Raw genomic sequence first — 25483 nt, 5'->3', positions numbered from 1 at the left:
AATTGAATACCGAATATATGTGGGGTGGTGAACACCATCCCAGGCTTCTTTTAGTTTGTACAAGTTTATGTCTGGTGGCCATAGCGAGGTGGTCCCACGCCTTCCCATCCCGAACAGGACCGTGAAACGCCTTAGCGCCGATGATAGTGTGGCATTCGCCATGTGAAAGTAGGACACCGCCAGACGCCCCATTGCGAAGCCCAGCTCATACGAGCTGGGCTTTACGCATTGCGCTGGCGCCGCCGGAACAAAGAAGCCTCCCCATGGGAGGCTTTATTGCGTCCGCGGCCGCGCTATCCTTCCATTCCCATCCCGTTTTCCTCTCTATGCCGTGCGTCGATGCGGCGGCCGTCATCTCCATGTACTAATTGCGCGCTTGATGAACTAAGCTGAATGCAATCATCTAATTAAATAGTTGTTGAATAAGATTAAAAAACTTTATACCACTGCAGCTTGATACCAATGGACTAGGAAAGGACGCGAATGAGCGAGCATCTGTGTCGGGAAGAAAATTGCGGCGAGTCGATCGGCCGGCGGACGGTGATGAAGACCGCGCTGGGCGCGGCGGCGCTGTTTGCCGTGGGCGCCGGCGGCGGCTTGAGCGGGGTGGCTTACGCGGCGTCTTTGAGCAAGGCTCAGCGCGACGCGATGACGCCGGATCAGGTGCTGGCGGAGATGGCGAAAGGCAATGAGCGCTTCCGCACCGGCAAGGCAATGCAGCACGATTACCTGGCGCAGAAACGTTCCAGCGCCGAGGGGCAATATCCCTCCGCGGTGGTGCTCAGCTGCATCGATTCGCGAGCGCCGGCGGAGATCATCATGGATGCCGGCATCGGCGAAACCTTCAATTCGCGGGTGGCCGGCAATGTGGTGAACGACGATTTGCTGGGCAGCATGGAGTTTGCCTGCGCGGTGGCCGGCGCCAAGGTGGTGCTGGTGATGGGGCATACCGCCTGTGGCGCGATCAAGGGGGCGATCGACCATGTGGAGCTGGGCAATCTGACCGGCCTGCTGGCGCGCATCCGGCCGGCGATCGGGCAGACCCGTTACGATGGCGAGCGCAGCAGCAAGAACGCGGAGTTCGTCGACGCGGTGGCGCGCAGCAATGTGCTGCACACCATCGACCAGATCCGCAAGCGCAGCGATGTGCTGGCCAAGCTGGAAAACGAGGGCCGGATCAAGATCGCCGGCGCCATGTATCACTTGAGCGGCGGCCGTCTCGAGTTTCTGTAAACGCCGTGGATAGCAGCGCCGGCGGCGTTTAGCCCGCCGGCGTTCTCAGCCGTTCCGCCATGTCCTCTTCCGAACAGACTTCAATGCCGGCCTGGCGCAACAGGCTGGCGGCCACGCCTTCCCCGTCCTTGAGCATTCCGGAAAACTCGCCGTCGTAGATGCGGCGCGTGCCGCAGGAAGGGCTGTTGGCCTTCAACAGCGCTTGCCGGCAGCCATGGGCCTGCGCCAGGCGCAAGCTGGCCTGCGCGCCGCGCAGAAAAGCGGCGCTGACGTCTTCGCCGGCGGCGGTTTCCACCGTGGCCTGGCCGCGCAAGGCGGCCGCGCCGTCGCCGCCGCGCAACTCCGCCGCCGGCCTGGGCGTGGGCAGGCCGCCCATGCATTCGGGACAGGCGGGAATCAGGGTGAAATCCCGGCGCAAGCGCGCCCAGTCATGTTCGGCCAGCGGTTTGGCCTGGCCGTCGTAGCGCACTGCTTGCTCCAACAGGCAGGCGCTGACCAGCAGCGTAGCTTTCACTTCCATCGCGTTTCCAATAGCGCCGCCAGCTTGAGCGCGGCGGCGTGAAGTTCCTGTTCCTCTACGCCGGCGTAGCCCAGCACCAGCCCGCTGCGGTCCGCCGGGCCGATGAAGTGCTTGGCCAGCGGGCGCAGCCACAGTTGCTGCCGAGCGGCGGCGAGGCTGAGTTCCCATTCGTCGAAGCCGGCGGGCAACTGAGCCACCAAGTGCAGGCCGGCCTCGCCGGCGGACAGCGGCAGCGCGTCGCCCAGCGCGCGCTGCAGGGTGCCGCGCAACAGTTGTTGCCGCAGTTGGTAGAGTTCGCGCATATGCTTGATATGGCGGGCGAAATGGCCTTGTTCGATGAAGTCGGCCAGCGCGGCCTGCACCTGGTAATTGCCTTCCCGGTACAAGCGGGCCTGCACGCGGCGGAAGGGTTCCACCAGTTCTTCGGGCAGGATCAGATAACCCAGGCCCAGCGCGGGAAACATCACCTTGCTGAAGGTGCCTAGATAAACGACGCGTTCGCTGTCCGCCAGGCCCTGCAGGGAGGCGATGGGATGGGTGGCGTAACGGAATTCGCTGTCGTAGTCGTCCTCTATGATCCAGCTGTCGTGCTGCTTGGCCCATTGCAGCAGCGCCAGCCGACGCGCCAGCGACATGACGACGCCGGTTGGATACTGGTGGGACGGGGTGATGTAAATCAGGCGCGGCGGCGTGGCTTGGTGCGCGGGCGTCGGGGCCATGCCCTGAGCGTCCACCGGCACCGGGACGATGTTCAACTCCGACGCGCGCAAGGCGGCTTGCGCGCCGCTGTAGCCGGGGTCTTCCACCCAGGCGGCGTCGCCGGGGTCGGCCAACAGTCGGGCGAGCAATTCCAGCCCTTGCTGCGCGCCCTGGGTAATGACGATTTGCTCCGGCTGGCAGCTCACCGAGCGCGACAGGTACAGGTATTGGCTGAGGGCGCGTTTGAGTTCGGGCAGGCCGCCGTCGTGGCGGTAGTGCAGATGGTCCAGCTGCGGGCGCTGGACATGGCTTTGCAGACAGCGTTGCCACTGGGCGTGGGGAAATTGTTTCAGCTCCGGAGTGCCGGGAGCGAAGGCGCCGGCCAGGCCGGTGGGCAGCGTGCAATGGTCGGAGACGCGTTGGCCGCGCCGCGATAGTCCCGGATGTTGCCGGGCGCGCTGCGGCGGCGAGGCGCTGGGGCTGAACAGGGCGGCGACATAAGTGCCGGAGCCGTGGCGGCTTTCCAGATAGCCTTCGGCGGCCAGTTGTTCGTAGGCGTTGAGTATGGTGTTGCGGCCCAGCGCCAGCTCCGCCGCCAGCGCGCGGCTGGCCGGCAAGGGGGCGCCGCCGGCCAGCTGGCCGGCGCGGATCAGTTCGCGCAGTAAACGGTACAGCTGGCGCGCCAGGCTTTCCGCGCCTTGACGTTGCAAACGCTGGCGCAGGAAGTCGATCAACCACTCGGCGGACAAAGTGGTTCCTCCAGATTTTGCATGGTGGCACTGTTTGGGGTATGACTTGTCGCTTAGGCTAACAGCATTCCAGAGCCGCAGGAGAAAAAAATGTTGAGTCAGCAGGATTTTTACGCCGCCAAGCTGGCGTACGAGATGGACGCCGCCGATGTCTGGAGCGCTTTGCAAGCCGGGGAGAAACTGGTGTTGATCGACGCGCGCGCGGAAGAGGCCTTCCTGAAGGAAACCCTGCTCGGCGCCGTGTCCGTGCCGCACCGGACCATGGACGAGGCCAGCACCGCCCATCTGCCCAAGGACGCGGTCCTGGTGTCCTTCTGCGACGGCATAGGCTGCAACGCGTCGACCAAGGGGGCGTTGAAGCTGGCGCGCCTCGGCTTCAATGTGCGCGAACTGCAGGGCGGCCTGGATTGGTGGGTGCGTGACGGCTACGCCACCACGGCGCGCGCCGGCGTCGCCGTGTCCTGCGCATGCTGAAGGGAGCCGTGATGATGGAAGCGGGCATGGCGTCGCCGGGCACGGTCAACGCCTTGGGCCAGGCGGTGGGGCTGCCGCTGGCCGACTGGCGCGAGGCGGCCTGGCCGCCCAAGACGGATTTGCAGGGGCGCTTCTGTCGGCTGGAGCCGCTGCAGGCGGAGCGCCACGGCCCCGCTTTGTTCGCGGCGATGAGCGTGGACGCGGACGCGCGCAACTGGACCTATCTGAGCTATGGCCCGTTTGCCGATTACGCGGACTACTACGGCTGGCTGGCCGAACAGCAGCGGCTGCGCGATCCGCATTTTTACGCCATCGTGGACGCGGCCAACGGGGAGGCGCTGGGCGTGGCCGCTTATTTGCGCATCGATCCGGCCATGGGCTGCGTCGAGGTGGGACATCTGAATTTCTCGCCCTTGCTGCAGCGCAGGCCGGCGGCGACCGAGGCGATGTATTTGCTGATGCGCCAGGCCTTCGCGCTGGGCTATCGCCGTTATGAATGGAAGTGCGACGCCTTGAACCTGCCTTCGCGGCGGGCGGCCGAGCGGCTGGGTTTCCGCTTCGAGGGCGTGTTCCGCCAGGCTATGGTTTACAAGGGGCGCAACCGCGACACCGCCTGGTTTTCCATCCTGGATCATGAGTGGCCGGCCTTGCGGCAAGCCTTTGAAGCTTGGCTGTCCGCGGGCAACTTCGACGCGGCGGGCGGGCAGCGCCGGACGCTGGCGCAATGGCGGGGCGAGGACTGATTTGGCCGGCGGACTTCAAGCCGCCACGCTAGGCAGGTACAATGAGTATTTGATTTATTGAATAGATTTGCTTGCCAGATGAAATCCCTGCCGCGTAATGCCCGCATCAAGGGCGAGCCGTTCTTGCCCAACCGCTTCATTTTTGGTGATGCCGTCGACGATCAGGGCCTGGAAGGCTCCGAGTACCTGATTCACACGGAAGCGCCGGCTTTTGTTTGCCGCCTGCTTGGCGACGACGACACCGACTTTCCCGGCCGCGGCCGCGAAGGCCTGAGCAGCGCCATGCTGTTCGACGAGGCGGACAATGTGACGGTCTATGTCTGCAATCTGCGACTGCGCCTGTTCGACTTCAACTTCAGCAATGAAGACGAGATGCCGACCGTGGGCCAGTTGCAGGCGATCTGCGACGAGGCGATGGAGGCTTACCAGCGCCTGCACAAGGCTTACGCCGACCGCGAGGCCGCCGGTCCGGTGCCGCGCGAGATGCGCATCGGCCCCACCGAGCCGTTGCCGCCGGCGGAGCGCGGCCGCGCGGTGAACCAATTGGTGGAGCTGGCGCGACGCGCGGTGGATCAGCCGATGGAGCGCGCGCAGCTGGCCGGCGAGGTGCAGATGGCGCTGGCGGCCGGCGACCAGGCGGTGTTCACCGAGTCGCAACTGGCCTTGCTGTCCCAGCCGGCCGCGCGGCAGTTGCTGGTCAATTGCGCGCGCGACGCGATCGCCTTCCCCGAGGTGATGCGCAAGGACGGCGCGGTGGTGTCGTTTGAGCTGTGGGCCTTGCCGTTCGCGTTTTCGCGCGCCCAGGGCGGCGTCTGGTGGCATTTCCCGCAGCTGGAGCGGCTGGAAGTGGCGCTGGCGGACGCGCTGGAAGTGCCGGAGCAGTCGATACTGTGGATATCCCCGACCCTGTTCACGCTGGAGATGCTGAACGAGCGCGCCTGCCAGGACCTGGTGCAATTGGCGCCGGTGATGGACGCCGGCTGCGATTTCGCACCGCTGGATCCGGATTCCTCGCGCGCCACTTTCGAGGCGGCGCGCAAGACCAACGAGCCGCAACTGGTGTTGGCCTGGATTCCCTTCCTGGTGGAGCGCGGCGCCTTGCCGCCGGATCAGGCGCGCCGCTTGGCGCGCAAGGCGCTGGACGCGGCGATGCCGCTGGTGCAGCAGGCGGTGGGCGCCGAGATGGAGTACGGCGAGGCCGAGCTGTTCGCGCCGCTGCCCTGGTGGGAGGCGGTGCAGACCGGCGTGCGTGCCTGGAACCGCAAGCGCCTGGGCGTGACCGCGGCGCTGTTGGCCGCGAGCGCGGGCGGGGTGCAGGAACTGGAGGCGGTGGCCGAATACCAGCCGGAACTGCAGGGCTATGAAGTGGGCTTCCGCCTGCGCGGACGCGAGGAGTCCGCCGCGCACGCACCGTGGCTGGTGACGCCGGACGTGGCGCCGGAGCGGGATGAGGCCTGGCGGGATCTGGCGGAGTGCCTGAAAGAGGCCGGCATTCCCTTGTCGGAGACCTTGGCCAAGTTCCACTGAGGCCATTGTCTTCGCCATAAGAATCTGTTTACGGTCTCGCGAGCTAAGGCGAGACAAGGCGAAAACGGCTGAGAAAGCGGAATGTACACACGGTACATGAGCATTTCGAAGGTGTTTTCAACGCCGTATCGCCGACGCGTAGCAGATCGTAAATAGGTTCTAAAAAACGGGCTGGATTTCCAGCCCGTTTTTCCTTGGCGCGGCGCTTTACTGGTCGATGCCGCCCAGCAGCACGTATTTGATTTCCAGATAGTCCTCGATGCCGTACTTGGAGCCTTCTCGGCCCAGGCCGGATTGCTTGACGCCGCCGAAGGGCGCGGCCTCATTGGACAGGATGCCGGTGTTGACCGCCACCATGCCGTACTCCAGGCCTTCGGACACGCGGAAGATGCGGCCGATGTCGCGGGCGTAGAAGTAGCTGGCCAGGCCGAACTCGGTGTCGTTGGCCATGCGGATCGCTTCCTCTTCGCTGTGGAAGCGGAACAGCGGCGCCAGCGGGCCGAAGGTTTCCTCCTTGGCCACCTTCATCTGCGGGGTGACGCCGGTGATCACCGTCGGTTCGAAGAAGCTGTGGCCCAGAGCGTGGCGCTTGCCGCCGGCCACCAGCTTGCCGCCCTTGGCCAGCGCGTCGGCGATGTGCTCTTCCACCTTGGCCACCGCGTTCATGTCTATCATCGGGCCCTGGGTGACGCCGGCCTCCAGGCCGTTGCCCACCTTGAGCTTGGCCACCGCGACGGCGAACTTCTCGGCGAAGGCGTCGTAGACGCCGTCCTGCACCAGCAGCCGGTTGGCGCAGACGCAGGTCTGGCCGGCGTTGCGGTATTTGGAGATGATGGCGCCTTCCACCGCGGCGTCGAGATCGGCGTCGTCGAAGACGATGAAGGGCGCGTTGCCGCCCAGTTCCATCGACACTTTCTTGACGGTGTCCGCGCATTGGGCGATCAGCTTGCGGCCCACTTCGGTGGAGCCGGTGAAGGAGAATTTCTTCACCGCGTCGTTGCCGGTCAGCACCGCGCCGATTTCGCTGGAGCCGCCGGTCAGCACCGAGAACACGCCGGCGGGAATGCCGGCGCGCTCGGCCAGCACCGCCAGCGCCAGCGCTGACAGCGGGGTCTGGCTGGCCGGACGCACCACCATCGGGCAGCCGGCGGCCAGCGCCGGCGCCGCTTTGCGCGTGATCATCGCATTGGGGAAGTTCCACGGCGTGATCGCGGCGGTGACGCCTATCGGCTCCTTGTTGACCAGGATGCGCTTGTCGGCGCCGGGGGAGGGTATGGTGTCGCCGTACAGGCGCTTGGCTTCTTCGGCGTACCACTCGATGTAGGACGCGCCGTAGGCGATTTCGCCCTTGGCTTCCGAGAGCGGCTTGCCTTGTTCGCTGGTGAGGATGACCGCCAGGTCGTCCTGGTTCGCCATCACCAGATCGAACCAGCGGCGCAGCAGGGCGGCGCGTTCTTTCGCCGGCTTGCGCTTCCAGCCTAGGAAGGCCTCGGCCGCGCCGGCCACGGCGCGTTCGGCTTCGGCCTTGCCCATCTTGGGCACGCTGGCGATGATTTCGCCGGTGGCCGGATTGCTCACCGGGATGGTTTCGCCGTTGTCGGCGTCAAGCCAGACGCCGTTCACATAGCACTGCTGTCTCAGCAGCGCGGGGTCTTTCAAATTCAACATGCGGCTCTCCAACGCGGAAAATGTCGGATAAGGCCCGCGCCGGGCGGCGCGGGCCTTGAACTATGCACAGGCGCTTAAGCTTTGAGCGCGGCTTCCAGCTTGGCCAGGCCTTCTTCGAACACCGCGTCTTCTATGGTCAGCGGGAACAGGAAGCGGACCACGTTGGCGTAGACGCCGCAGGTCAGCAGGATCAGGCCGGATTCCAGCGCCTTGGTCTGCACTTTCTTGGCGAAGTCCGGGTCAGGCTGGGAGCTGCCGGGCTGGTTGAACTCCACCGCCAGCATCGCGCCCAGTCCGCGGACTTCGGCGATCTGCGGCACCGCGCCTTTCAGGCCGTGCAGTTTTTCCTTCAGCAGTTCGCCCAGGCGGTTGGCGCGGTCCAGCAGCTTTTCCTCGGCGATGACGTCGATCACCGCCAGCGCCGCGGCCACCGCCAGCGGGTTGCCGGCGTAGGTGCCGCCCAGGCCGCCGGGGGCCGGGGCGTCCATCAGCTCGGCGCGCCCGGTCAGCGCGGACAGCGGGAAGCCGCCGGCCAGCGATTTGGCCATGGTGATCAGGTCGGCCTGCACCGAGTAGTGCTCCATCGCGAACAGCTTGCCGGTGCGGGCGAAGCCGGACTGCACTTCGTCGGCGATCAGCAGGATGCCGTGCTCGTCGCAGATCTTGCGCAGCTGCGCCACCCACTCGCTGGGCGCGGCGTAGAAACCGCCTTCGCCCTGCACCGGTTCAAAGATGATGGCGGCGACGCGCTTGGGGTCGACGTCGTATTTGAACAGCTTTTCCAGCCCGTGCAGGGAGTCTTCCACCGACACGCCGTGCAGTGCGTTGGGATAGGGAGCGTGATAGACATCGCCGGGGAAGGGGCCGAAGCCCACTTTGTACGGCGCCACCTTGCCGGTCAGCGCCATGCCCAGCAGGGTGCGGCCGTGGAAGGCGCCGCCGAAGGCGATCACGCCGGCGCGGCCGGTGGCGGCGCGCGCCACTTTCACCGCGTTTTCCACCGCTTCGGCGCCGGTGGTGAACAGCGCGGTTTTCTTCGCGTGCTGGCCCGGGGTCAGCTGGTTCAGCCGCTCGGCCAGGCGGATATAGGATTCGTAGGGGACGACTTGATAGCAGGTGTGGCTGAAGCGGGACAGTTGTTCGGCGACCGCGGCCTGCACCTTGTCGTGCAGATGGCCGGTGTTCAAGACGCCGATGCCGCCGGCGAAGTCGATGTAGCGTTTGCCGTCGGTGTCCCAGACTTCGGCATTCTTGGCGCGTTCGGCAAAGAAGCCGCACATGACGCCCACGCCGCGCGGGGTGGCGTCGGCCTTGCGTTGCATCAAATCCTTATTGCTCATCTGCTATCTCCTCGACGTTGTGCGGTCGGCGCCGCATCGGACGGGCCGCCGCGAATCGGTGTCGGAACGGGGCTGGTCTGTCATGGCGCCGGTTGCCGCTCCGTGGTTTTTTGCTTTCATTATTGCTGTCTGACCATCTCAGGCATTCTATGTTCGTGTTTAGCAAAAAGCTACACATGCCCTAAAAAATTAAACACCTGTTGCGTGGACGTCAGCGGGGGAAGGAGAGGGACGGAAAGAAGCGGAAGAAGGCGGCGGCCATGCCGGTTGGCATGACCGCGGAGAAGCGGATTTAACGGCGGATGACGGCGTTGACCTTGCCCAGCACCTCGCTGTCCAGTTGGCCGGCGGCCTGGGACAGCGACAGCCGCGCGATCAGATAGTCGTACTTGGCGGTGGCCAGGCTGGTCAGCGTCGAGTAGTAGGCCTGTTCGGCCTGCAGCAGGTCGATATTGGTGCGGATGCCCACTTCCTTGCCCAGGCGGGTGGATTCGACCTTGCTTTTGGCCGAGATCAGCAGCTGTTCCTGGGCGCGCACCAGCGCCGCGCCGTTGGTGACGCCGAGGAAGGTGCGGCGCACGTCTTCGCGCACCTGGCGGCGGGTGGCTTCCAGCTTGTCCTTGGCGGACTCTTGCTGCGCCGCGGCCTCGCGCACTTGCGAGTTGATGCCGCCGCCGGCGAACAAGGGCAGGGTGACGCCGACGCCTATGCTGCTGCCGCGGGTGTGCGGCTGTTGCATCGGGGCGCGGGTCTGGGTGTCGCTGTAGCCGGCGGTCAGGCTGATCACCGGCAGGTGGCCGCCCTTTTTCTCGGTGACGTTCTTGTCGGCGATCTCCAGCGCCTGCTCGGCGGTCTTGATGCTCAGGCTGTTGCGCAGGGCGATCCCGATCCAGGCTTCCAGCGTGGCCGGCGTCGGCAGTTCCAGCGGCAGCTTGTCCAGCACCGGCTGGATGGTCTTGGGGTCCAGGCCGGTGACGCGGCGCAGATTGTTTTCCGCCAGCTCCAGGCTGTTGATCGCCTTGATCTCCTGAGCCACTGCGCCGTCGTAGCCGGCCTGGGCTTCATGGGTGTCGGTGATGGTGGCGGTGCCCACTTCGAAGGCGGTCTTGGCCTGTTCCAGCTGTTGCTGGAAGGTTTTCTTGCTGGCGCTGGTGGCGGACAGGGTGTCCTTGGCCAGCAGCACGTTGAAATAGGCCTGCGAGGTGTCCAGGATCAATTGCTGCTCGGCCGCGCCGAAGCTGGTTTCCGCCTGCTGCGTCGCCAGCTTGCCTTTTTGGTAGCCGGTGTATTTGCCGACGTCGAACAGCGGCTGCTGCAGATTGACGCCGTAGGTGGTGGCGTCGTAGCGGCCCTGGCCGGCGGGCGCGATCGGATTGGTGTAGTTGTAATTGGCGGTGGCGCCGACCTGGGGCATCAGCAGCGCGCGGCCCTGCACTGCTTTCTCGCGGCCGGCGTCGAGGTCGGAGCGCGCGGCGGCGAAGTCGGCGTTGTAGTCGCGGGCGGCGCGCCAGGCTTCGACCAGGTCGAAGGCGTGGGCCGGCAGGGCGAAACTCAGCAGCAGCAGGCTGCCCAGCACGGGCAATCGGAATCGGGTCTTGTTCATTTGTGTTTGTATGCTCGGTTTGTTTTGTCTCAATCGCGCGCTCAGGCTTGAGGCCGTCGTATCTTGAACCATTGCGCGTACAGCGCCGGCAGGAACAGCAGGGTTAGTACCGTGGCCACCAGCAGCCCGCCCATGATGGCCACCGCCATCGGTCCCCAGAAGGTGCTGCGGCTCAGCGGAATCATCGCCAGGATCGCCGCCAATGCCGTCAGCATGATAGGCCTAAAACGTCTAATTGTGGAGCCGACAATCGCGTGCCAGGGATCGATGCCGTCGCGAATGTCGTGCTCGATCTGATCGACTAGGATAACCGAGTTGCGCATGATCATGCCGGACAGCGCGATCACTCCCAGCATGGCGACGAAGCCGAAGGGCGCGCTGAAGGCGATCAGGGTCAGCGTCACGCCTATCATGCCCAGCGGCGCGGTCAGCAGCACCATGATGGTGCGCTGCACGCTATGCAGCTGCAACATCAGCAGGGTGATCACCACCACCAGCATCAGCGGCGCCACCGCGGCGATGGCTTTTTGCGATTTGGCGCTGGATTCCATGCTGCCGCCGGTTTCGATGTGATAGCCCAGCGGCAGGGTCTGCTCCAGCGCCTGCATCTTGGGCAGCAATTGCCGGGAGATGTCCGCGCCCTGGGCGCCTTCCGCCGGGTCCGCGCTTACCGTGATGGCGGGCAGGCGGTTGCGCCGCCAGATGATGCTTTCCTCCGGCTGGTATTCGATGTGTCCGATCTGCGACACCGGCACGAAGCGGCCGCTGCCGGTTTGTATCATCAAATTGCCGAGGCCGGCGACATTCTTGCGCTCGTCCGGATTGAGCCGCGCGACGATGGCGATGGCCTGGTCGCCTTCGCGGAAGCTGGTGACGGTGGCGCCGGAGATCAGCATCTGCAATTGCTGCGACAATTGCTGCGAGGACAGGCCGAGCGCGCGCGCCTTGTCCTGATCGATGCGGATGCGCAGCGCCTTCACCTGTTCGCCCCAGTTGATGTTGACCTGGCGCGTGGACGGATGCGCGCGCATCAGCGCCTCCACCTGGGCGGCGATGGCGCGCACCTTGGCGTGGTCCTCACCCATCACCCGGAACTGCACCGCGTAGCCCACCGGCGGGCCGTTCTCCAAGCGGGTCACCCGGCCGCGGACGTTGGGGAAGTCGTTGTCGAACAGTTTTTCCAGCCGTTTCTTCACGTTTTCGCGCACATGCTCGTCGCGGGTCATCAGCATCAGCTGCGCGTAGTTCAGGTGTTGCAGCTGCTGATCCAGCGGCAGATAGAAGCGCGGGCTGCCGCTGCCCACATAGCTGGTGACGCTGACGATGTCCGGGTCGCGCTTGAGCAGCGCTTCCAGTTTCTCCACTTCGCGCTCGGTGGCCTGATGGCTGGCGCCGCGCGGCAGCCACATGTCCACCATCAACTCGGGCCGGTTGGATGAGGGGAAGAACTGCTGGGCCACCAGCAGTTTGAAGGCGAGCAGGGACAGCACGAAGGCGGCCAGGGTCAGCGCGATCACGGTCTTGCGCCGCTCCAGGCACCATTCCACCACCCGGCGGAAGCGGCGGTAGAACGGTTTGTCGTAGACATCGTGCGTCTCGTGCTGCTGCAGGTTTTCCGGCAGCAGCTTGTAGCCCAGATAGGGGGTGAACACCACGGCGACGATCCAGGACAGCACCAGCGCGATGCCGACCACGGCGAACAGGCTGAACACGTATTCGCCGGCGTTGGACTTGGCGATGCCCACCGGCAGGAAGGTGGCCGCGGTGATCAGGGTGCCGGTCAGCATCGGGAAGGCGGTGCTGGTGTAGGCGAAGGTGGCGGCCTGGAATTTGCTCCAGCCCTGTTCCAGCTTCAAGGCCATCATTTCCACCGCGATGATGGCGTCGTCCACCAGCAGGCCCAGCGCGATGATCAGCGAGCCCAGCGAGATGCGCTGCAGGTCGATGTTGAAGAAATACATCGCCAGAAAGGTCATCGCCAGCACCAGCGGGATGGACAGCGCCACCACGATGCCGGTGCGCAGGCCCAGGCTGAAGAAGCTGACCGCCAGCACGATGACCACGGCCTCCACCAGCGAGCGCATGAATTCCCCAACCGCGTTCTTGACCACCTTGGGCTGATCAGACACCGAGTGGATTTCCACGCCCACCGGCAGCTTGGACTGGATCTGCTGCATCGAGGCGTCCAGGTTCTTGCCCAGGCGCAGCACGTCGCCGCCGCCCTTCATGGTGATGGCCATGCCCAGCACCGGCTTGCCGTTGAAGCGCATGGTGTTCTGCGGCGGGTCGATATAGCCGCGCTTGACCGTGGCGATGTCGCCCAGGCGGAAGGTTTTGCCGTTGACGGTGACCGGGGTGGCGGCGATGGCCTCCACGCTGGCGTAGTTGCCGGTGGGGCGGACCCAGATGCGGTCGCTGGCGGTTTCGAACACGCCGGACGGCGTCATCGCGTTTTGCTGCTGCAGGGCTTTCCAGATCGCGCCGGTGTCCAGGCCCAGCGAGGCCAGCTTGGCGGTGGACAGGTCCACGTAGACGCGTTGCTCCTGCACGCCCAGCAGGCTGACCTTGGCCACGTCCGGCACGCGCAGGATCTCGCGCTTGGCGTCTTCCAGGTATTGACGCAGCTCTTCGTAGCTGAAGCCGTCGCCGGCGAAGGCGTAGATATTGCCGAAGGTGTCGCCGAACTCGTCGTTGAAGAAGGGGCCCTGGATCTCCGCGGGCAGGGTGGCGCGGATATCGCCTATCTTCTTGCGCACCTGATACCACAGCTGCTGCACGTTCTTGGGCGGCACGTCCTCGCGCACCGAAATCAGCAGCAGGCTTTCGCCGGGCTTGGTGTAGCTCTGGACGAAGTCGATCTCGCCCATTTCCTGCAGTTTTTCCTCCAGCTTGTTGGTGACCTGCTGTTCCATTTCCAGCGTGCCGGCGCCGGGCCAATAGGCTTGCACCAGCATGGCCTTGAAGGTGAATTCCGGGTCTTCCTTCTGGCCCAGCTGGGTATAGGCCCAGACCCCGGCCAGCATCAGCATCACCATCAGGTAGCGCACCAGCGACTGGTGGCGCAGCGCCCATTCGGACAAGTTCAGTTTTTTCATGGCCGTCTCAGCGCTCCAGCAGTTTCACGGCCTGGCCGTCGCGCAGCAGGTGGATGCCGGCGGTGACGATCTTGTCGCCCGGCCGCACGCCCTGGGACAGGGTGACGGAATCGGCGTCGACGCGGCTGATCGTCACCGCGCGGCGGGCGACCTTGCCGTTGGCGGCGATCAGCCAGACGTAGTGCTTGCCCTGCTCGTCCAGCAGCGCGGTCAGCGGTAGCCGCATCCGCGTGTCGGCGGCGTCAGGCAGCGCGACGTTGGCGGTCATGCCCAACTGCAGGCGGCTGGAGTCGCCGCCGATGGCGACGCGCGCAGCATAGGTGCGGGTGGCCGGATCGGCGTCGGCCGCCAGTTCGCGCAGCGTGCCCGGCAGCGGCGCGCCGCCGTTCCACAGCTGCACCTGGAATTGGCCGGCGCGGCGCACCTTGTCCAGCGCGTTCTCCGGCACCTGGATCGCGGCTTCGCGCGCGCCGTCCTGAGACAGCCGCGCCATGGCCTGGCCGGCGGCCACCACCAGGCCGGGCTCGGCCACCATCTGGCTCAACACGCCGTCGGCGTCCGCCACCAGGCTGGTGTAGCCGGTCTGGTTGCGGCTGGCCGCCAGTTGCGCCCTGGCCTGGTCCGCCTTGGCGCGGGCGGCGTTGACCGCGTTCTGCTGGCCGTCCACCTGGGCCTGGCTGACGAACTGCTTGGCCAGCAGTTCGCGGTAGCGTTTCAGGTTCAGTTCCTGCTGGGCCTGGTCGGACTGAGCGGCGGCCAACTGCGCCTGTTTGGCGGAGAGATCCAGCGCGTAGTCGCTGGGGTCCAGCCGCGCCAGCACCTGGCCCTTCTTCACCCGGTCGCCGCTGTTGGCCAGCTTGGCCACCACCTTGCCGGCCACGCGGAAGGCCAGATTGGTCTCGTGGCGGGCGCGGATTTCGCCGGCGTAGCTGTCGCCCTGTTGCGAAGCGGTGGCGCCGGCCACCACGTAGCGGACCGGGCGCGGCGCTTCCGGCGGCGCCTCCGGCTTGCTGCAGGCGGCGAGGGTCAGGCTGGCGATGCCCAGCCAGAGGCAGTGAGCGGCAGTTTTCATGTCAATTCTCGTAGGTGGGATTCTTCAGGCCTTGCAGCACCAGCTGCAAGGCTTCGCTCAAGTGCGCGCGGGAGTATTGATGCGAGTAGCCGCAGACATCGGGCACCACCTTGGCGAAGGAGTGGGCCCAGGTCATCGCCATCACCAGCGGCGCCAGCAGCGCGTCGCTGCTGCTGGCGATGGGCAGGTCGCGGAATTCTCCGCTGTCCATGCCGCGGCGCAGGATGTGCTCGACCATGCGCAGACAGGGCGAGATCACCTCGGTGGTGTAGAAGCGCGCCAGTTCCGGGAAGTTGGTGGCTTCGGCGATGGCCAGTTTGCACAGACCGGCGGCCGGGGTGGCGCCCACTTCGTCCCACCATTTGAGCAGCAGGATCTGCAGCAGCTCGCCCACCGGGCCCTGGTGCTGCTGTTCCAGTTCCACGAAGGCGTTGAGCCGGCTGGACAGGTGATGGCGCACCATGGCCTTGAAGATTTCTTCCTTGTTCTGGAAGTACAGATAGGGCGTGCCCTTGGTCACGCCTGCGGCGCGGGCGATGTCTTCCATCTTGGTGGCGCTGAAGCCTTTCTCTACGAACAGGGTCAGCGCGGCGTCCAGGATTTCGCTGGGACGCGCGTCTTTTTTGCGCTGCCAGCGCGAGGCGGGGGCTTGTGCCATGGTTGTGTAGCTGAATCTTGGTTCATTAATGATTCGGACTGTAGGGCAGAATGCCGTTGTTCTGCAATTAATAAATCACAGTTCATTAACGAGCTTGATTAAAATGCAACAGATCAGAACCGTCATAATCGCCGGCCGGCAACGGCGCGGCGCAAACCTGGAGAACGCCGTGCCGACCGATGCAGCAGAAAAAGCCCTGATTCTTGCCGAAGCCCTGCCTTATATCCGCCGTTTCGCCGGCAAGACCCTGGTGATCAAGTACGGCGGCAACGCGATGACCGACGCGGCTTTGAAAGAGGGCTTCGCCAAGGACGTGGTCTTGCTCAAGCTGGTGGGCATCAATCCGGTGGTGGTGCACGGCGGCGGCCCGCAGATCAACGAGCTGTTGAACCGCGTGGGCAAGCAGGGCGAGTTCATTCAGGGCATGCGCGTCACCGACTCCGACACCATGGACCTGGTGGAAATGGTGCTGGGCGGCTTGGTGAACAAGGAAATCGTCTCGCTGATCAACAAGCACGGCGGCAAGGCCGTCGGCCTGACCGGCAAGGACGGCCACTTCATCCGCGCCAGCAAGATGTATCTGAAATCCGAAACCGACGACGAGATCGACATCGGCCAGGTGGGCGAAATCTCCGGCATCGATCCGTCGCTGGTGTCCTTGCTGGACAGCCAGGACTTCATCCCGGTGGTGGCGCCCATCGGCGTCGGCGAGGACGGCGAGGCCTACAACATCAACGCCGATCTGGTGGCCGGCAAGCTGGCGGAGACGCTGGGCGCGGAAAAGCTGGTGTTGATGACCAATACCCCGGGCGTGCTGGACAAGAGCGGCAAGCTGCTGACCGGGCTGTCCGCGCAGCAGGTGGACGGCCTGTTCGCCGACGGCACCATACATGGCGGCATGTTGCCCAAGATCAGCTCGGCGCTGGACGCGGCGCGCAACGGCGTCAACGCGGTGCACATCATCGACGGCCGCGTGCCGCACGCGCTGTTGCTGGAGATCCTGACCGACGCCGGCGTCGGCACCATGATCCGGGCCTGACGCGCGTTTCCGCCCAGGCAGGCGAGGGCGCGGGCCGCCGCGCTTACCGAGGCGCCGCAGCCTGCGCTATAGTGGATTGGTGGGCGCTCGTCCGCGTCGCCTGGCGGCGGGAGAGGGCTACGGGAACGGCCGGATTGCCGGTTTGAAAGGGGACATGCATGCAAACGGTAAGACAGTTGTTGGACAGCAAGCCAAACCGAGCCTTGGTCTATGTGAACCCGGACAGCACGGTGTTCCAGGCCTTGCAGGTGATGGCGGAAAACGACATCGGCGCGGTGCTGGTGATGGAGGAGGGCGGCATCGTCGGCATCTTCTCCGAACGCGATTACGCGCGGCGCATCGTGTTGCAGGGCCGCACCTCCGCCGGCACCAAGGTGCGCGACATCATGACCAGCCGCGTGGTCTACGTGACGCCCAGCCAGACGCTGGACGACTGCATGGGCCTGATGACGGAAAAGCGCATCCGCCACCTGCCGGTGCTGGAAGGCAGCGACGTGATGGGCATGTTGTCCATCGGCGACCTGGTGCGCGCCACCATAGAAGAGCAGGAACAGGTGATCAACCACCTGGTCCATTACATCCAGTCCGCCTGAGCGCGCGCTCAGCCCGGCGGCGCCAGCCGCAACCGCAGCGCTTGCAGAGCCGGCGCGATGCGTTCGCGCATCGCGCCTTCGTTCAAGGCGAAGGCCGGACCGCTGGCGTTCAGCGCCATCGCCGGCTGGCCGGGCACGGCCAGGTGCACGCCCACCGCCATCACATCCGCCTCGTATTCTCCGAAGGACGCGGAATAGCCCTGGCGCAGATAGTCCTGGCGAGCCTCCTCCAGACGAGCGCTGATTTCCTCCCACTCCGCGCCGTAGCGCGCGGCCAGCAGCGGCTGCAGCTTGAGCTGTTCCGCCGCCGGCAAGCCGGCGTAATAGGCGCGGCCTATGGCGGTGGTGGCCAGCGGCACCCTTGAGCCCACGGTCAGTTGCACCGAGATGCGGGCCGGGCTGCGGCAGGTTTCCAGATACACCATATCGCTGCCGTCGCGCAGCGCCAGGCTGATGGACATGCCTTGTTCCAGCGCGAACTCGCGCATCAGCGGCCCGGCGATCTGGCGGATGTCGTAGCTGGCCAGCACGGTGGAGCCCAAGGCCAGCACCGCCAGTCCCAGCCGGTAGTGGCCGCTGGCCTCGTCCTGGGCCAGATAGCCCAGCCGGGTCAGAGTGTAGCTCAAACGCGACACTGTTGATTTCGGCAGGCCGGTGCGTTTGGCCAGCTCCTGGTTGGACAGCGCCAGCTCGCCGGGGCGAAACGCCGCCAGCACTTCCAGTCCGCGCGCCAGCGCGGTGACGAACAGCCGGTCCTTGTCGGTTTCCAAATCCATTGCATCCATCTTGTTTCGTGAGCCTCCGCTGGGGTTGCGCGCAGGGGGCGGGCGTCGAGTTTCGCAAAAACGCTTTACATCCGTCCAGGCGGCGATTAGCCTATTCTGCAATGTGAAACCAAGTTCCGCAATGCGGAACAAGTTAACGCGGAGACAGAACTTATGGCAGCCCCCTCCAGTCGCGCGCCGTTCAACTGGGACGATCCTCTGCTTTTGGCCGAATGCCTGAGCGAAGAAGAACGCATGGTGCAGCAGAGCGCCTATGACTACTGTCAGGACAAGCTGTTTCCGCGGGTGCTGAGCGCCAACCGCGAAGAACGCTTCGACCGTGAAATCATCAACGAGATGGGCGAGCTGGGCCTGCTGGGCTGCACCATCGAAGGTTACGGCTGCGCCGGCCTCAGTCACGTGGCCTACGGCCTGGTGGCGCGCGAGGTGGAGCGCGTGGACTCCGGCTACCGCTCGGCGATGAGCGTGCAGTCCAGCCTGGTGATGCATCCGATCTGGGCTTACGGCTCGGACGCGCAGAAGGACAAGTACCTGCCGCGGCTGGCCAGCGGCGAATGGCTGGGCTGTTTCGGCCTGACCGAGCCGGACTCCGGCTCGGACCCGGCCAGCATGAAGACCCGGGCGCGCAAGGTGGACGGCGGCTATCTGCTCAACGGCAGCAAGATGTGGATCACCAACAGCCCGCAGGCCGACGTGTTCGTGGTCTGGGCCAAGGACGACGAGGACGAAATCCGCGGCTTCGTGCTGGAGAAGGGCATGGCCGGCCTGTCCGCGCCCAAGATCCACGGCAAGTTTTCGCTGCGCGCCTCCATCACCGGCGAAATCGTGATGGACGACGTGCTGGTGCCGGAGGACGCCATCCTGCCGGGCGTCAAGGGTTTGAAAGGGCCGTTCGGCTGCCTGAACAAGGCGCGCTACGGCATCGCCTGGGGCGCGCTGGGCGCCGCCGAATTCTGCTGGCACGCGGCGCGCCAGTACACGCTGGACCGCAAGCAGTTCGGCCGTCCGCTGGCCGCCAACCAGCTGATCCAGCTGAAGCTGGCCAATATGCAGACCGAAATCAGCCTGGGCCTGCACGCGGCGCTGCGCGTGGGCCGCTTGATGGACGAGGGCAAGGCCGCGCCGGAAATGATCTCGCTGATCAAGCGCAACAACTGCGGCAAGGCGCTGGACATCGCCCGGCTGTCGCGCGACATGCACGGCGGCAACGGCATCGCCGACGAATTCCATGTGATCCGCCACGTGATGAACCTGGAGGCGGTCAACACTTACGAAGGCACGCACGATGTGCATGCCTTGATTCTGGGCCGAGCCCAGACCGGTATTCAGGCATTTGCCTGATAAGCCGGCGCGGCCGGGAGGCCGGCCGCGCCGTTATTCCTGTCTGTCCTTGGAGGCCCGGCTTGCCGGGCCGCTTTTTTTCGATGGACCGATGTATCGGGAGACGCAGATGACGGGCGCGCTGGAAGGCATCAAGGTATTGGATTTGTCCAGGGTATTGGCGGGGCCGTGGACCGGCCAGCTGCTGGCGGACCTGGGCGCGGAAGTGATCAAGGTGGAGCGCCCGGGCTGCGGCGACGATACCCGGCAATGGGCGCCGCCCAGCCTGCCGGACGGCACCGCCGCCTATTTCCTGTGCGCCAACCGCGGCAAGAAATCGCTGACCGTGGACATCTCCCAGCCGGAGGGGCAGGACATCGTCCGCCGGCTGGCCGCCGACGCCGACGTGCTGATCGAAAACTACAAGGTGGGCGGCTTGGCCAAATACGGGCTGGATTACGCCAGCCTGGCCGAACTCAATCCGCGGCTGGTGTACTGCTCGATCACCGGCTTCGGCCAGGACGGGCCGTACGCGCAGATGGCCGGCTACGACTACATCGTGCAAGGCATGTCCGGGCTGATGAGCATTACCGGACCGGCCGACGGCGAGCCGCACAAGGTGGGCGTGGCGGTCACCGACCTGTTCACCGGGCTCTACGCCGCCAACGCGATCCAGGCCGCGCTATGGGCGCGGCAGCGCAGCGGGCGCGGCCAGCATATCGACATGGCCTTGTTCGACTGCGCGCTGGCGATGCTGGCCAACGTCAATATGAACTGGCTGGTGGGCGGCGCGGTGCCGCCGCGGCTGGGCAACGGCCATCCCAACATCGTGCCCTATCAGGTGTTCAAGTGCGCCGGCGACGGCCACTTCATCCTGGCCTGCGGCAACGACCGCCAGTTCCGTTCGGTATGCGAGCTGATCGGCCGGCCGGAGCTGGCCGACGATCCCCGCTACGCCAGCAATCCGCAACGCGTCGCGCACCGCGACGCGCTGGTGCCGCTGCTGGCCGCCGGCTTCCTGGCCCAGCCGCGCGACGCCTGGCTGGCGCTGCTGGACCAGGCGGGCGTGCCCTGCGGGCCGATCAACACCGTGGACGAAGCCTTCGCCGATCCGCAAATCCGGCATCGGCAAATGCAGATCGAGCTGCCGGGACAGGACGGCCAGGCCGTGCCGCTGGTGGCCTGCCCGATCAAACTGTCGGACACGCCGCCGCAATACCGAGACGCGCCGCCTCGGCTGGGGCAGCATACCGAAGCCTTGCTGGAGCAGGCCGGCTACGGCGCGGACGAGATCGCCCGTCTGCGCGGAGTGGGCGTGATCTGAAACGGTTGAATGCCTTTGGCATTTATCGGGTCCGGGTGTCGAGCGCGGATTCGTGCGAGAATGCGCCGTCGAGTTGCCGCCGGCGGTCTGCGCCGCGGCAAGGTCCACCGCCATGCTCAATCAAATGCCCAGCGTGAAGAGCCGCTTCCTTTTCATCTGTTGTCTGTTCGCCGGGCTATTGTCCTGCGCCGCGGCTTACGCCGCCCTGCCGGCAGTGCCCAAGCCCGCGGCCAAGCCGGCGGCGTCGGCGCCCGCGGTCAGCCTGGCGGACAAGCTGGCCGAGGCGCAGCAGGCGCTGGATCAGTTGGAAACCATCAAGCTGGACAAGTTGCCGGCCGGCGTCACGGCGGGGGAGCTGCTGTTTAGGCGCGCCTTGCTGGAGCGTTTGGTGGCGTCCTACGCCTGGCAGCTGGATCTGGCGGGCGAACGCGACCAACGGCTGAGGCAGCAGGCCGAGGCCGAGGAGGCCTTGCGGAACTGGAACGGCTTCGCGCAAGCCGGCCCCTATCCGGTGTCCTTGGTCGAGGGCTTGCGCAGCCGCCTGCAGACCGGCGGCTGGGAAAAGGATACCCAGCAGGCGCAGCAACTGATGCTGTCGCAGATGCAGGAGGCGATGCGCAACAGCCTCAAGCTCAACGAAGTGAGCTTGCGCCAGGCGCGGGAACAACTGGAAGGCGCGGCGGCCGGCGAAGCCGCGGCGCTGCGCTGGCGGATGGACGGCGCGCGCTGGCGCCGCGACATCAGCGCGTCGGAACTGCTGCAGTTCGACGCCTTGGGACAGGTGCTGCGCATACGTCAGCAGACGCTGCAGGCGCAGCTGGATTTATGGCGCAAGCAACTGGACGGCATCGGCAAGCAGGTCCGTTTCCAGCCGGCCGAGTTGGACGGGGTGCAGCGGCGGCTGGGCGAGGAGCGGCTGCGGCTGGAGCGGGAGATGGGCGCGCACGAGCAGCGCCGCCGCCGGGTCAAAGGCGAGCTGGAGGAGCTGGAGAGGCAACTGGCCGCCTTGAAGCAGAAAAAGGACGCGCCGGCGCAGGCGGCGCTGCTACAGGATTTGACCCAGCGCACAGTCGAGCAGCGCCAGGCTCTGGACAATAGCGACCTCGCGGTGCAGCTGATGCGCATCCGCCAGGAGGCCAACTCTCAGGAAAGCGGCATCTGGGAATACCGCTACCAGCTGTACGCCGGCAAGGCGGCCAATCTGGCCGAAGTGGCCACCGCCAGCCATCAGGCCGGCGAGGAATTGGGCGCGGTGCGCGACTACCTGCAAAAAGAGGCCGAGCTGACCATGGCCAAGATGGCGGACGTGCAACATGAAATCGGCCTGGACAGCGGCGGCGGCCACGCGCTGGCGGTGCTGCAGCTGCTGCGCCAGCGGCTGGACATCGTCAACGCCGCGCAGCAACCGGTGCAGGCGGCCTTGACCGGCATTCTGCTGCTGCAGCAGGAGTTCGACGTCGGCGCGCCGGCGACGGGCTCGCCGCAAGAGGTGTCGCGCCGGCTGAGCGAGCGCGTATTGCAGGCGGCGCGGGCGCTGTGGAATTATGAGCTGTTCAGCGCCGACGACAGCGTGGAGATCAACGGCCAGAAGGTGCAGGCCACCCGCAGCGTGACCATAGGCAAGAGCCTGGGCGCCATTCTGGTGCTGCTGATAGGCTACGCCGCCAGCACCGCGCTGCTGCGCGCTTTGCGGCGCCTGGCCACGCAGCGGCTGGGCGTCAGCGAGGCCGCCGCCAATATCTGGTGGCGCTGGAGCTATGTCTGCGTGATCGCGCTCCTGGTGGTGTTCGCGCTCAACCTGGTCAAGATTCCGCTGACGGTGTTCGCCTTCCTGGGCGGCGCGCTGGCGATCGGCATCGGCTTCGGCACCCAGAACCTGCTGAAGAACCTGATCAGCGGCGTGATGCTCTTGGTGGAGCGGCCGCTGAAAGTGGGCGACTTCGTCCAGGTGGGCGGCATCAGCGGCACCGTCAGCAGCATAGGACTGCGCTCTTCGGTGGTGCGCGCAGGCGACGGCATCGAAACGCTGATCCCCAACTCCACCTTCGTGGAGAGCGCGGTGACCAACTGGACTTACAGCAACCGGCGGATTCGCCGGAAAATCGCCATCGGCGTGGCTTACGGCAGCCCGCCGCGCGAGGTGTGCAATCTGTTGCTGGCGGAGGCGGAGCGTCATGGCCTGGTGCTCAAGGAGCCGCCGCCGCGGGTGCTGTTCAGCAACTTCGGCGCCGACGCGCTGGAGTTCGAGTTGGAATACTGGCTGGACATCGGCGACGCCGACTCCGTGCTGGTGGCCAGCGACCTGCGTCACATGATAGACGGCGCGCTGGCCAAGGCCGGCATCGAGCTGCCTTTCCCGCAGCGCGATGTGCATTTGCAACAGGGCGAGCCCCTACAGATTGAAGTCAGACGGGCGGCCGACGGTCGGACGGCTGACAGTTTTTAAACGGTTGTTTGATTTTTGATCGCGCGCCATGCAACATGCATGCGGCAGCGGGGCTTTTGAACCCGGCGCGCGATTAAGGAGATGCAGTGGAACGCGATTACATGGAATACGATGTGGTGATCGTCGGCGGCGGCCCCTCCGGGCTGACCGCGGCGATTCGCCTGAAGCAACTGGCGGCGGAGCAAGGCCGCGAGCTCAGCGTCTGTCTATTGGAGAAGGGCTCGGAAATCGGCGCCCACATCCTGTCCGGCGCGGTGATCGAGCCGAGGGTGCTCAACGAGCTGATCCCGGACTGGAAGGAAAAAGGCGCGCCGCTGACCACCGAGGCCAAGTCCGACCGCTTCCTGTTGCTGACCGAAACCGAGTCCATCCAGCTGCCGACGCCGCCGCAGATGCACAACCACGGCAACTACATCGTCAGCCTGGGCAATTTCTGTCGCTGGCTCGGCCAGCAGGCCGAGGAACTGGGCGTGGAAATCTACCCCGGCTTCGCCGCCGCCGAAGTGCTGTACCACGAGGACGGCTCGGTCAAGGGCGTGGCCACCGGCGACATGGGCATAGGCAAGGACGGCGAGAAAACCGACGCCTGGCAGCCCGGCATGGAACTGTGGGCCAAGCAGACCATCTTCGCCGAAGGCTGTAGGGGCTCGCTGACCAAGACGCTGTTCGAGCGTTTCCGTCTGAACGACGGCGCCGATCCGCAAACCTACGGCATCGGCATCAAGGAGTTGTGGGAAGTGCCGCCTGAGCTGCACCAGCCGGGCAGCATCACCCATACCGTGGGCTGGCCGGTGGACACCGCCACCTACGGCGGTTCCTTCATGTACCACTTGGAGAACAATCAGGTAGTGGTCGGCTTCGTCATCGGCCTGGACTACCAGAACCCCTATCTGTCGCCGTTCGAGGAATTCCAGCGCTTCAAGACCCATCCGGCGATCCGCAAGGTGTTCGAAGGCGGCCGCCGCCTGTCCTACGGCGCGCGCGCGCTGACCGAGGGCGGCCTGCAAAGCCTGCCGCGGCTGACCTTCCCCGGCGGCTTGCTGGTGGGCGACACCGCCGGCTTCCTCAACGTGCCCAAGATCAAGGGCACCCATACCGCGATGCAGTCGGCGATGCTGGCGGCGGAGGCGGTGTTCGAACTGCTGGGCCAGGAGCGGCCGGCGCGCGAAGCCACCGCCTACAGCCAGAAGTTCAAGCAAAGCTGGCTGCACGAGGAACTGCACCGGGTGCGCAATATCCGGCCGTCGTTCCGCTGGGGCCTGTGGCCGGCGATGATTTACTCGGCGCTAGACACCTTTTTGTTCCGCGGCAAGGCGCCGTGGACGCTGCGCCATCACCAGGCCGACCATCAAAGCCTGAAGCCGGCCGACGAGTGCGCGCCCATCGCCTATCCCAAGCCGGACGGGGTGCTGACCTTCGACCGCCTGTCCTCGGTGTTCATCTCCAACACCAATCACGGCGAGGACCAGCCGCCGCATCTGAAGCTGAAGGACGCCAGCGTGCCGGTGGCGCTCAACCTGGCCAAGTACGATGCGCCGGAACAGCGTTACTGCCCGGCCGGCGTCTACGAGATCGTCGGCCGCGAAGAGGGCGAGCCGCGCTTGCAGATCAACGCGCAGAACTGCGTGCACTGCAAGACCTGCGACATCAAGGACCCGAGCCAGAACATCGTCTGGACCACGCCGGAAGGCGGCGGCGGCCCCAATTACCCCAATATGTAAACGGGATGATTTGGCGAAACCCCGGAGCGCGCTCCGGGGTTTTTCTTGACAAGCCGGGCCGATTGTTGGCAGCATGGACGACATGACTCAATCTTTCGCCTTCTTCAACAGCTATTTTTATTGGTACCGCACACCGGCGGCGCCAAGGGATGGCTGTGAACTGAAAGATTGATCCAGCACTAGCAAGATTCCCGATAAATGCCGCCGCGCTACCGGCGGCATTTGTTTTTCCTCCCCGAAATACATGACCTCCGGAAGCCAGGCCAGACCCCAGGAGGTCCGTTCCATGAATGAAGTCAGCGATGCCGCGCAAATCGCGCGCCAGTCTTGGTCCCTGCTATGCCCCAGCGACGCCGTGCCGGTGAGAGTGTTGGCCGACGGCGAACGCTACGCCAACCGCCCGGCGCCGGACGCCGCGTGGATGGCCGGCGCGCGGCGCGACGGCGGCGTGCTGGAAAGCCGCTTGCCGCAGCTGCGCGCGATGGCCATGCTGCTGGCGGCGCAACGCTGGCGCGAACGGAGCGGGGAGACGCCGGCGCAGCTGGCCGACGCCGCGGACTGGCTGGCGGCGCGCATTCTGCTGCTGGGCCTCAGCCACGTGCTGGTGACGGCGGAGAGCTTTTCCCTGCTGGATCTGGCGAACCGTCGCTGCCGCGCGTGGTCGGAGCAGACCGGCCAGCCGTTTGCGGCGGCGCTGCCCATCCTGGTGGCGGACGCCGGCGGCGAATTCTGCCTGCAGGCCTGGAGCCGCAGCGCCGAAGTGGCGCTGGCCCTGGCCGGCGGCAGGGCGGAGGCGGCGCTGGCGCGGCATTGCGAACAGCGCTTGCAAGCGTTGCTGGCTAGGGTATCTTGTTAATTGTTTCGCATGAAATTT

The 25483-nt window shown here is 65.6% G+C and carries 20 protein-coding genes and 1 rRNA gene; 12 read left to right on the top strand and 9 right to left on the bottom strand.

Annotation, left to right across the window (positions count from 1 at the left end; all coding sequences use genetic code 11):
- Nucleotides 1–70: 70 nt before the first annotated feature.
- A 5S ribosomal RNA gene (gene rrf / locus VK98_RS13005) occupies nucleotides 71–185 on the top strand.
- A gap of 298 nt (nucleotides 186–483) precedes the next feature.
- Nucleotides 484–1233 (top strand): carbonic anhydrase family protein, encoded by a 750-nt coding sequence (locus VK98_RS13000; RefSeq protein WP_048414425.1) that lies wholly within the window; start codon nucleotides 484–486, stop codon nucleotides 1231–1233.
- A gap of 28 nt (nucleotides 1234–1261) precedes the next feature.
- Here VK98_RS13000 and VK98_RS12995 read toward each other — a convergent pair whose 3' ends face one another.
- Both VK98_RS12995 and VK98_RS12990 read right to left on the bottom strand, forming a co-directional pair.
- Nucleotides 1262–1753, bottom strand: coding sequence for a DUF523 domain-containing protein (locus VK98_RS12995; protein ID WP_048414424.1), 492 nt, complete (start codon nucleotides 1751–1753; stop codon nucleotides 1262–1264).
- A complete protein-coding gene (locus VK98_RS12990) occupies nucleotides 1744–3201 on the bottom strand; it encodes a PLP-dependent aminotransferase family protein (protein WP_048414423.1) in 1458 nt (485 codons plus the stop codon). The genes VK98_RS12995 and VK98_RS12990 overlap by 10 nt, the downstream gene beginning before the upstream one ends.
- Before the next feature lie 90 nt (nucleotides 3202–3291).
- Between VK98_RS12990 and VK98_RS12985 the strand changes: the two genes are divergently transcribed.
- From VK98_RS12985 to VK98_RS12975, 3 genes are all read left to right on the top strand, one after another.
- Entirely contained in the window at nucleotides 3292–3675 is a 384-nt protein-coding gene (locus VK98_RS12985) for a rhodanese-like domain-containing protein (protein ID WP_048414422.1), read from the top strand.
- The gene (locus tag VK98_RS12980; RefSeq protein ID WP_231589275.1) at nucleotides 3669–4418 is read left to right on the top strand and encodes a GNAT family N-acetyltransferase; all 750 of its coding nucleotides are present in this window, start codon (nucleotides 3669–3671) and stop codon (nucleotides 4416–4418) included. The genes VK98_RS12985 and VK98_RS12980 overlap by 7 nt, the downstream gene beginning before the upstream one ends.
- Before the next feature lie 78 nt (nucleotides 4419–4496).
- Nucleotides 4497–5945 carry a hypothetical protein gene (locus tag VK98_RS12975; RefSeq protein ID WP_048414421.1) on the top strand — a complete coding sequence of 483 codons (1449 nt, stop codon included), beginning with the start codon at nucleotides 4497–4499 and terminating at the stop codon, nucleotides 5943–5945.
- Nucleotides 5946–6152: 207 nt separating this feature from the next.
- Here the strand turns inward: VK98_RS12975 and gabD are convergent, their stop codons facing one another.
- From gabD to VK98_RS12945, 6 genes are all read right to left on the bottom strand, one after another.
- Nucleotides 6153–7613 carry an NADP-dependent succinate-semialdehyde dehydrogenase gene (gene gabD, locus VK98_RS12970; RefSeq protein WP_048414420.1) on the bottom strand — a complete coding sequence of 487 codons (1461 nt, stop codon included), beginning with the start codon at nucleotides 7611–7613 and terminating at the stop codon, nucleotides 6153–6155.
- A 74-nt stretch (nucleotides 7614–7687) separates the two neighbouring features.
- Nucleotides 7688–8953: a 4-aminobutyrate--2-oxoglutarate transaminase gene (gene gabT, locus VK98_RS12965; RefSeq protein ID WP_048414419.1), complete on the bottom strand. Its 1266-nt coding sequence runs from the start codon at nucleotides 8951–8953 to the stop codon at nucleotides 7688–7690.
- A gap of 292 nt (nucleotides 8954–9245) precedes the next feature.
- Nucleotides 9246–10556 (bottom strand): TolC family outer membrane protein, encoded by a 1311-nt coding sequence (locus VK98_RS12960; RefSeq protein WP_048414418.1) that lies wholly within the window; start codon nucleotides 10554–10556, stop codon nucleotides 9246–9248.
- Nucleotides 10557–10597: 41 nt separating this feature from the next.
- Entirely contained in the window at nucleotides 10598–13651 is a 3054-nt protein-coding gene (locus tag VK98_RS12955) for an efflux RND transporter permease subunit (RefSeq protein ID WP_048414417.1), read from the bottom strand.
- A gap of 7 nt (nucleotides 13652–13658) precedes the next feature.
- Complete coding sequence (locus tag VK98_RS12950) at nucleotides 13659–14723, bottom strand: efflux RND transporter periplasmic adaptor subunit (RefSeq protein WP_048414416.1); 1065 nt, start codon at nucleotides 14721–14723, stop codon at nucleotides 13659–13661.
- Nucleotide 14724: 1 nt separating this feature from the next.
- The gene (locus VK98_RS12945; protein ID WP_048414415.1) at nucleotides 14725–15381 is read right to left on the bottom strand and encodes a TetR/AcrR family transcriptional regulator; all 657 of its coding nucleotides are present in this window, start codon (nucleotides 15379–15381) and stop codon (nucleotides 14725–14727) included.
- A gap of 169 nt (nucleotides 15382–15550) precedes the next feature.
- Here VK98_RS12945 and argB point away from each other — a divergent pair, with 169 nt between their 5' ends.
- The gene (gene argB / locus VK98_RS12940; protein WP_048414447.1) at nucleotides 15551–16420 is read left to right on the top strand and encodes an acetylglutamate kinase; all 870 of its coding nucleotides are present in this window, start codon (nucleotides 15551–15553) and stop codon (nucleotides 16418–16420) included.
- A gap of 158 nt (nucleotides 16421–16578) precedes the next feature.
- Nucleotides 16579–17013: a CBS domain-containing protein gene (locus VK98_RS12935; RefSeq protein WP_048414414.1), complete on the top strand. Its 435-nt coding sequence runs from the start codon at nucleotides 16579–16581 to the stop codon at nucleotides 17011–17013.
- A gap of 8 nt (nucleotides 17014–17021) precedes the next feature.
- Here the strand turns inward: VK98_RS12935 and VK98_RS12930 are convergent, their stop codons facing one another.
- Nucleotides 17022–17789 carry an IclR family transcriptional regulator gene (locus VK98_RS12930; RefSeq protein ID WP_048414413.1) on the bottom strand — a complete coding sequence of 256 codons (768 nt, stop codon included), beginning with the start codon at nucleotides 17787–17789 and terminating at the stop codon, nucleotides 17022–17024.
- A gap of 162 nt (nucleotides 17790–17951) precedes the next feature.
- On the opposite strand from VK98_RS12930, the gene VK98_RS12925 reads away from it, so the two are divergent.
- The 5 genes from VK98_RS12925 to VK98_RS12905 all read left to right on the top strand — a co-directional run bounded on the left by VK98_RS12925 (nucleotide 17952) and on the right by VK98_RS12905 (nucleotide 25465).
- Entirely contained in the window at nucleotides 17952–19139 is a 1188-nt protein-coding gene (locus tag VK98_RS12925; RefSeq protein ID WP_048414412.1) for an acyl-CoA dehydrogenase, read from the top strand.
- Nucleotides 19140–19248: 109 nt separating this feature from the next.
- On the top strand, nucleotides 19249–20442 hold the full coding sequence (locus VK98_RS12920; protein ID WP_048414411.1) for a CaiB/BaiF CoA-transferase family protein: 1194 nt from the start codon (nucleotides 19249–19251) through the stop codon (nucleotides 20440–20442).
- A gap of 112 nt (nucleotides 20443–20554) precedes the next feature.
- Nucleotides 20555–22888, top strand: coding sequence for a mechanosensitive ion channel domain-containing protein (locus VK98_RS22835; RefSeq protein ID WP_053077374.1), 2334 nt, complete (start codon nucleotides 20555–20557; stop codon nucleotides 22886–22888).
- 101 nt (nucleotides 22889–22989) lie between these two features.
- The gene (locus VK98_RS12910; RefSeq protein ID WP_048414445.1) at nucleotides 22990–24609 is read left to right on the top strand and encodes an electron transfer flavoprotein-ubiquinone oxidoreductase; all 1620 of its coding nucleotides are present in this window, start codon (nucleotides 22990–22992) and stop codon (nucleotides 24607–24609) included.
- 286 nt (nucleotides 24610–24895) lie between these two features.
- Nucleotides 24896–25465, top strand: a complete 570-nt coding sequence (locus tag VK98_RS12905) for a hypothetical protein (RefSeq protein ID WP_053077373.1) — start codon at nucleotides 24896–24898, stop codon at nucleotides 25463–25465.
- Nucleotides 25466–25483: the final 18 nt, after the last annotated feature.

The organism is Chromobacterium sp. LK11, assembly GCF_001043705.1.
Taxonomy (GTDB): Bacteria; Pseudomonadota; Gammaproteobacteria; order Burkholderiales; family Chromobacteriaceae; genus Chromobacterium; species Chromobacterium alkanivorans.
This window is presented reverse-complemented; position numbering and strand designations above follow the sequence as displayed.

What these genes read in the sequence shown, in the direction of transcription:
- VK98_RS12905 (WP_053077373.1), top strand. Translation starts at nt 24,896, where the DNA reads ATGAATGAAGTCAGCGATGCCGCGCAAATCGCGCGCCAGTCTTGGTCC.
- gabT (WP_048414419.1), bottom strand. Translation starts at nt 8,953, where the DNA reads ATGAGCAATAAGGATTTGATGCAACGCAAGGCCGACGCCACCCCGCGC.
- VK98_RS12960 (WP_048414418.1), bottom strand. Translation starts at nt 10,556, where the DNA reads ATGAACAAGACCCGATTCCGATTGCCCGTGCTGGGCAGCCTGCTGCTG.
- VK98_RS12930 (WP_048414413.1), bottom strand. Translation starts at nt 17,789, where the DNA reads ATGGATTTGGAAACCGACAAGGACCGGCTGTTCGTCACCGCGCTGGCG.
- VK98_RS22835 (WP_053077374.1), top strand. Translation starts at nt 20,555, where the DNA reads ATGCTCAATCAAATGCCCAGCGTGAAGAGCCGCTTCCTTTTCATCTGT.
- VK98_RS12975 (WP_048414421.1), top strand. Translation starts at nt 4,497, where the DNA reads ATGAAATCCCTGCCGCGTAATGCCCGCATCAAGGGCGAGCCGTTCTTG.
- gabD (WP_048414420.1), bottom strand. Translation starts at nt 7,613, where the DNA reads ATGTTGAATTTGAAAGACCCCGCGCTGCTGAGACAGCAGTGCTATGTG.
- VK98_RS12995 (WP_048414424.1), bottom strand. Translation starts at nt 1,753, where the DNA reads ATGGAAGTGAAAGCTACGCTGCTGGTCAGCGCCTGCCTGTTGGAGCAA.
- VK98_RS12950 (WP_048414416.1), bottom strand. Translation starts at nt 14,723, where the DNA reads ATGAAAACTGCCGCTCACTGCCTCTGGCTGGGCATCGCCAGCCTGACC.
- VK98_RS12985 (WP_048414422.1), top strand. Translation starts at nt 3,292, where the DNA reads ATGTTGAGTCAGCAGGATTTTTACGCCGCCAAGCTGGCGTACGAGATG.
- VK98_RS12925 (WP_048414412.1), top strand. Translation starts at nt 17,952, where the DNA reads ATGGCAGCCCCCTCCAGTCGCGCGCCGTTCAACTGGGACGATCCTCTG.
- VK98_RS12980 (WP_231589275.1), top strand. Translation starts at nt 3,669, where the DNA reads ATGCTGAAGGGAGCCGTGATGATGGAAGCGGGCATGGCGTCGCCGGGC.
- VK98_RS12955 (WP_048414417.1), bottom strand. Translation starts at nt 13,651, where the DNA reads ATGAAAAAACTGAACTTGTCCGAATGGGCGCTGCGCCACCAGTCGCTG.
- VK98_RS12910 (WP_048414445.1), top strand. Translation starts at nt 22,990, where the DNA reads ATGGAATACGATGTGGTGATCGTCGGCGGCGGCCCCTCCGGGCTGACC.
- VK98_RS12945 (WP_048414415.1), bottom strand. Translation starts at nt 15,381, where the DNA reads ATGGCACAAGCCCCCGCCTCGCGCTGGCAGCGCAAAAAAGACGCGCGT.
- VK98_RS12920 (WP_048414411.1), top strand. Translation starts at nt 19,249, where the DNA reads ATGACGGGCGCGCTGGAAGGCATCAAGGTATTGGATTTGTCCAGGGTA.
- VK98_RS13000 (WP_048414425.1), top strand. Translation starts at nt 484, where the DNA reads ATGAGCGAGCATCTGTGTCGGGAAGAAAATTGCGGCGAGTCGATCGGC.
- VK98_RS12935 (WP_048414414.1), top strand. Translation starts at nt 16,579, where the DNA reads ATGCAAACGGTAAGACAGTTGTTGGACAGCAAGCCAAACCGAGCCTTG.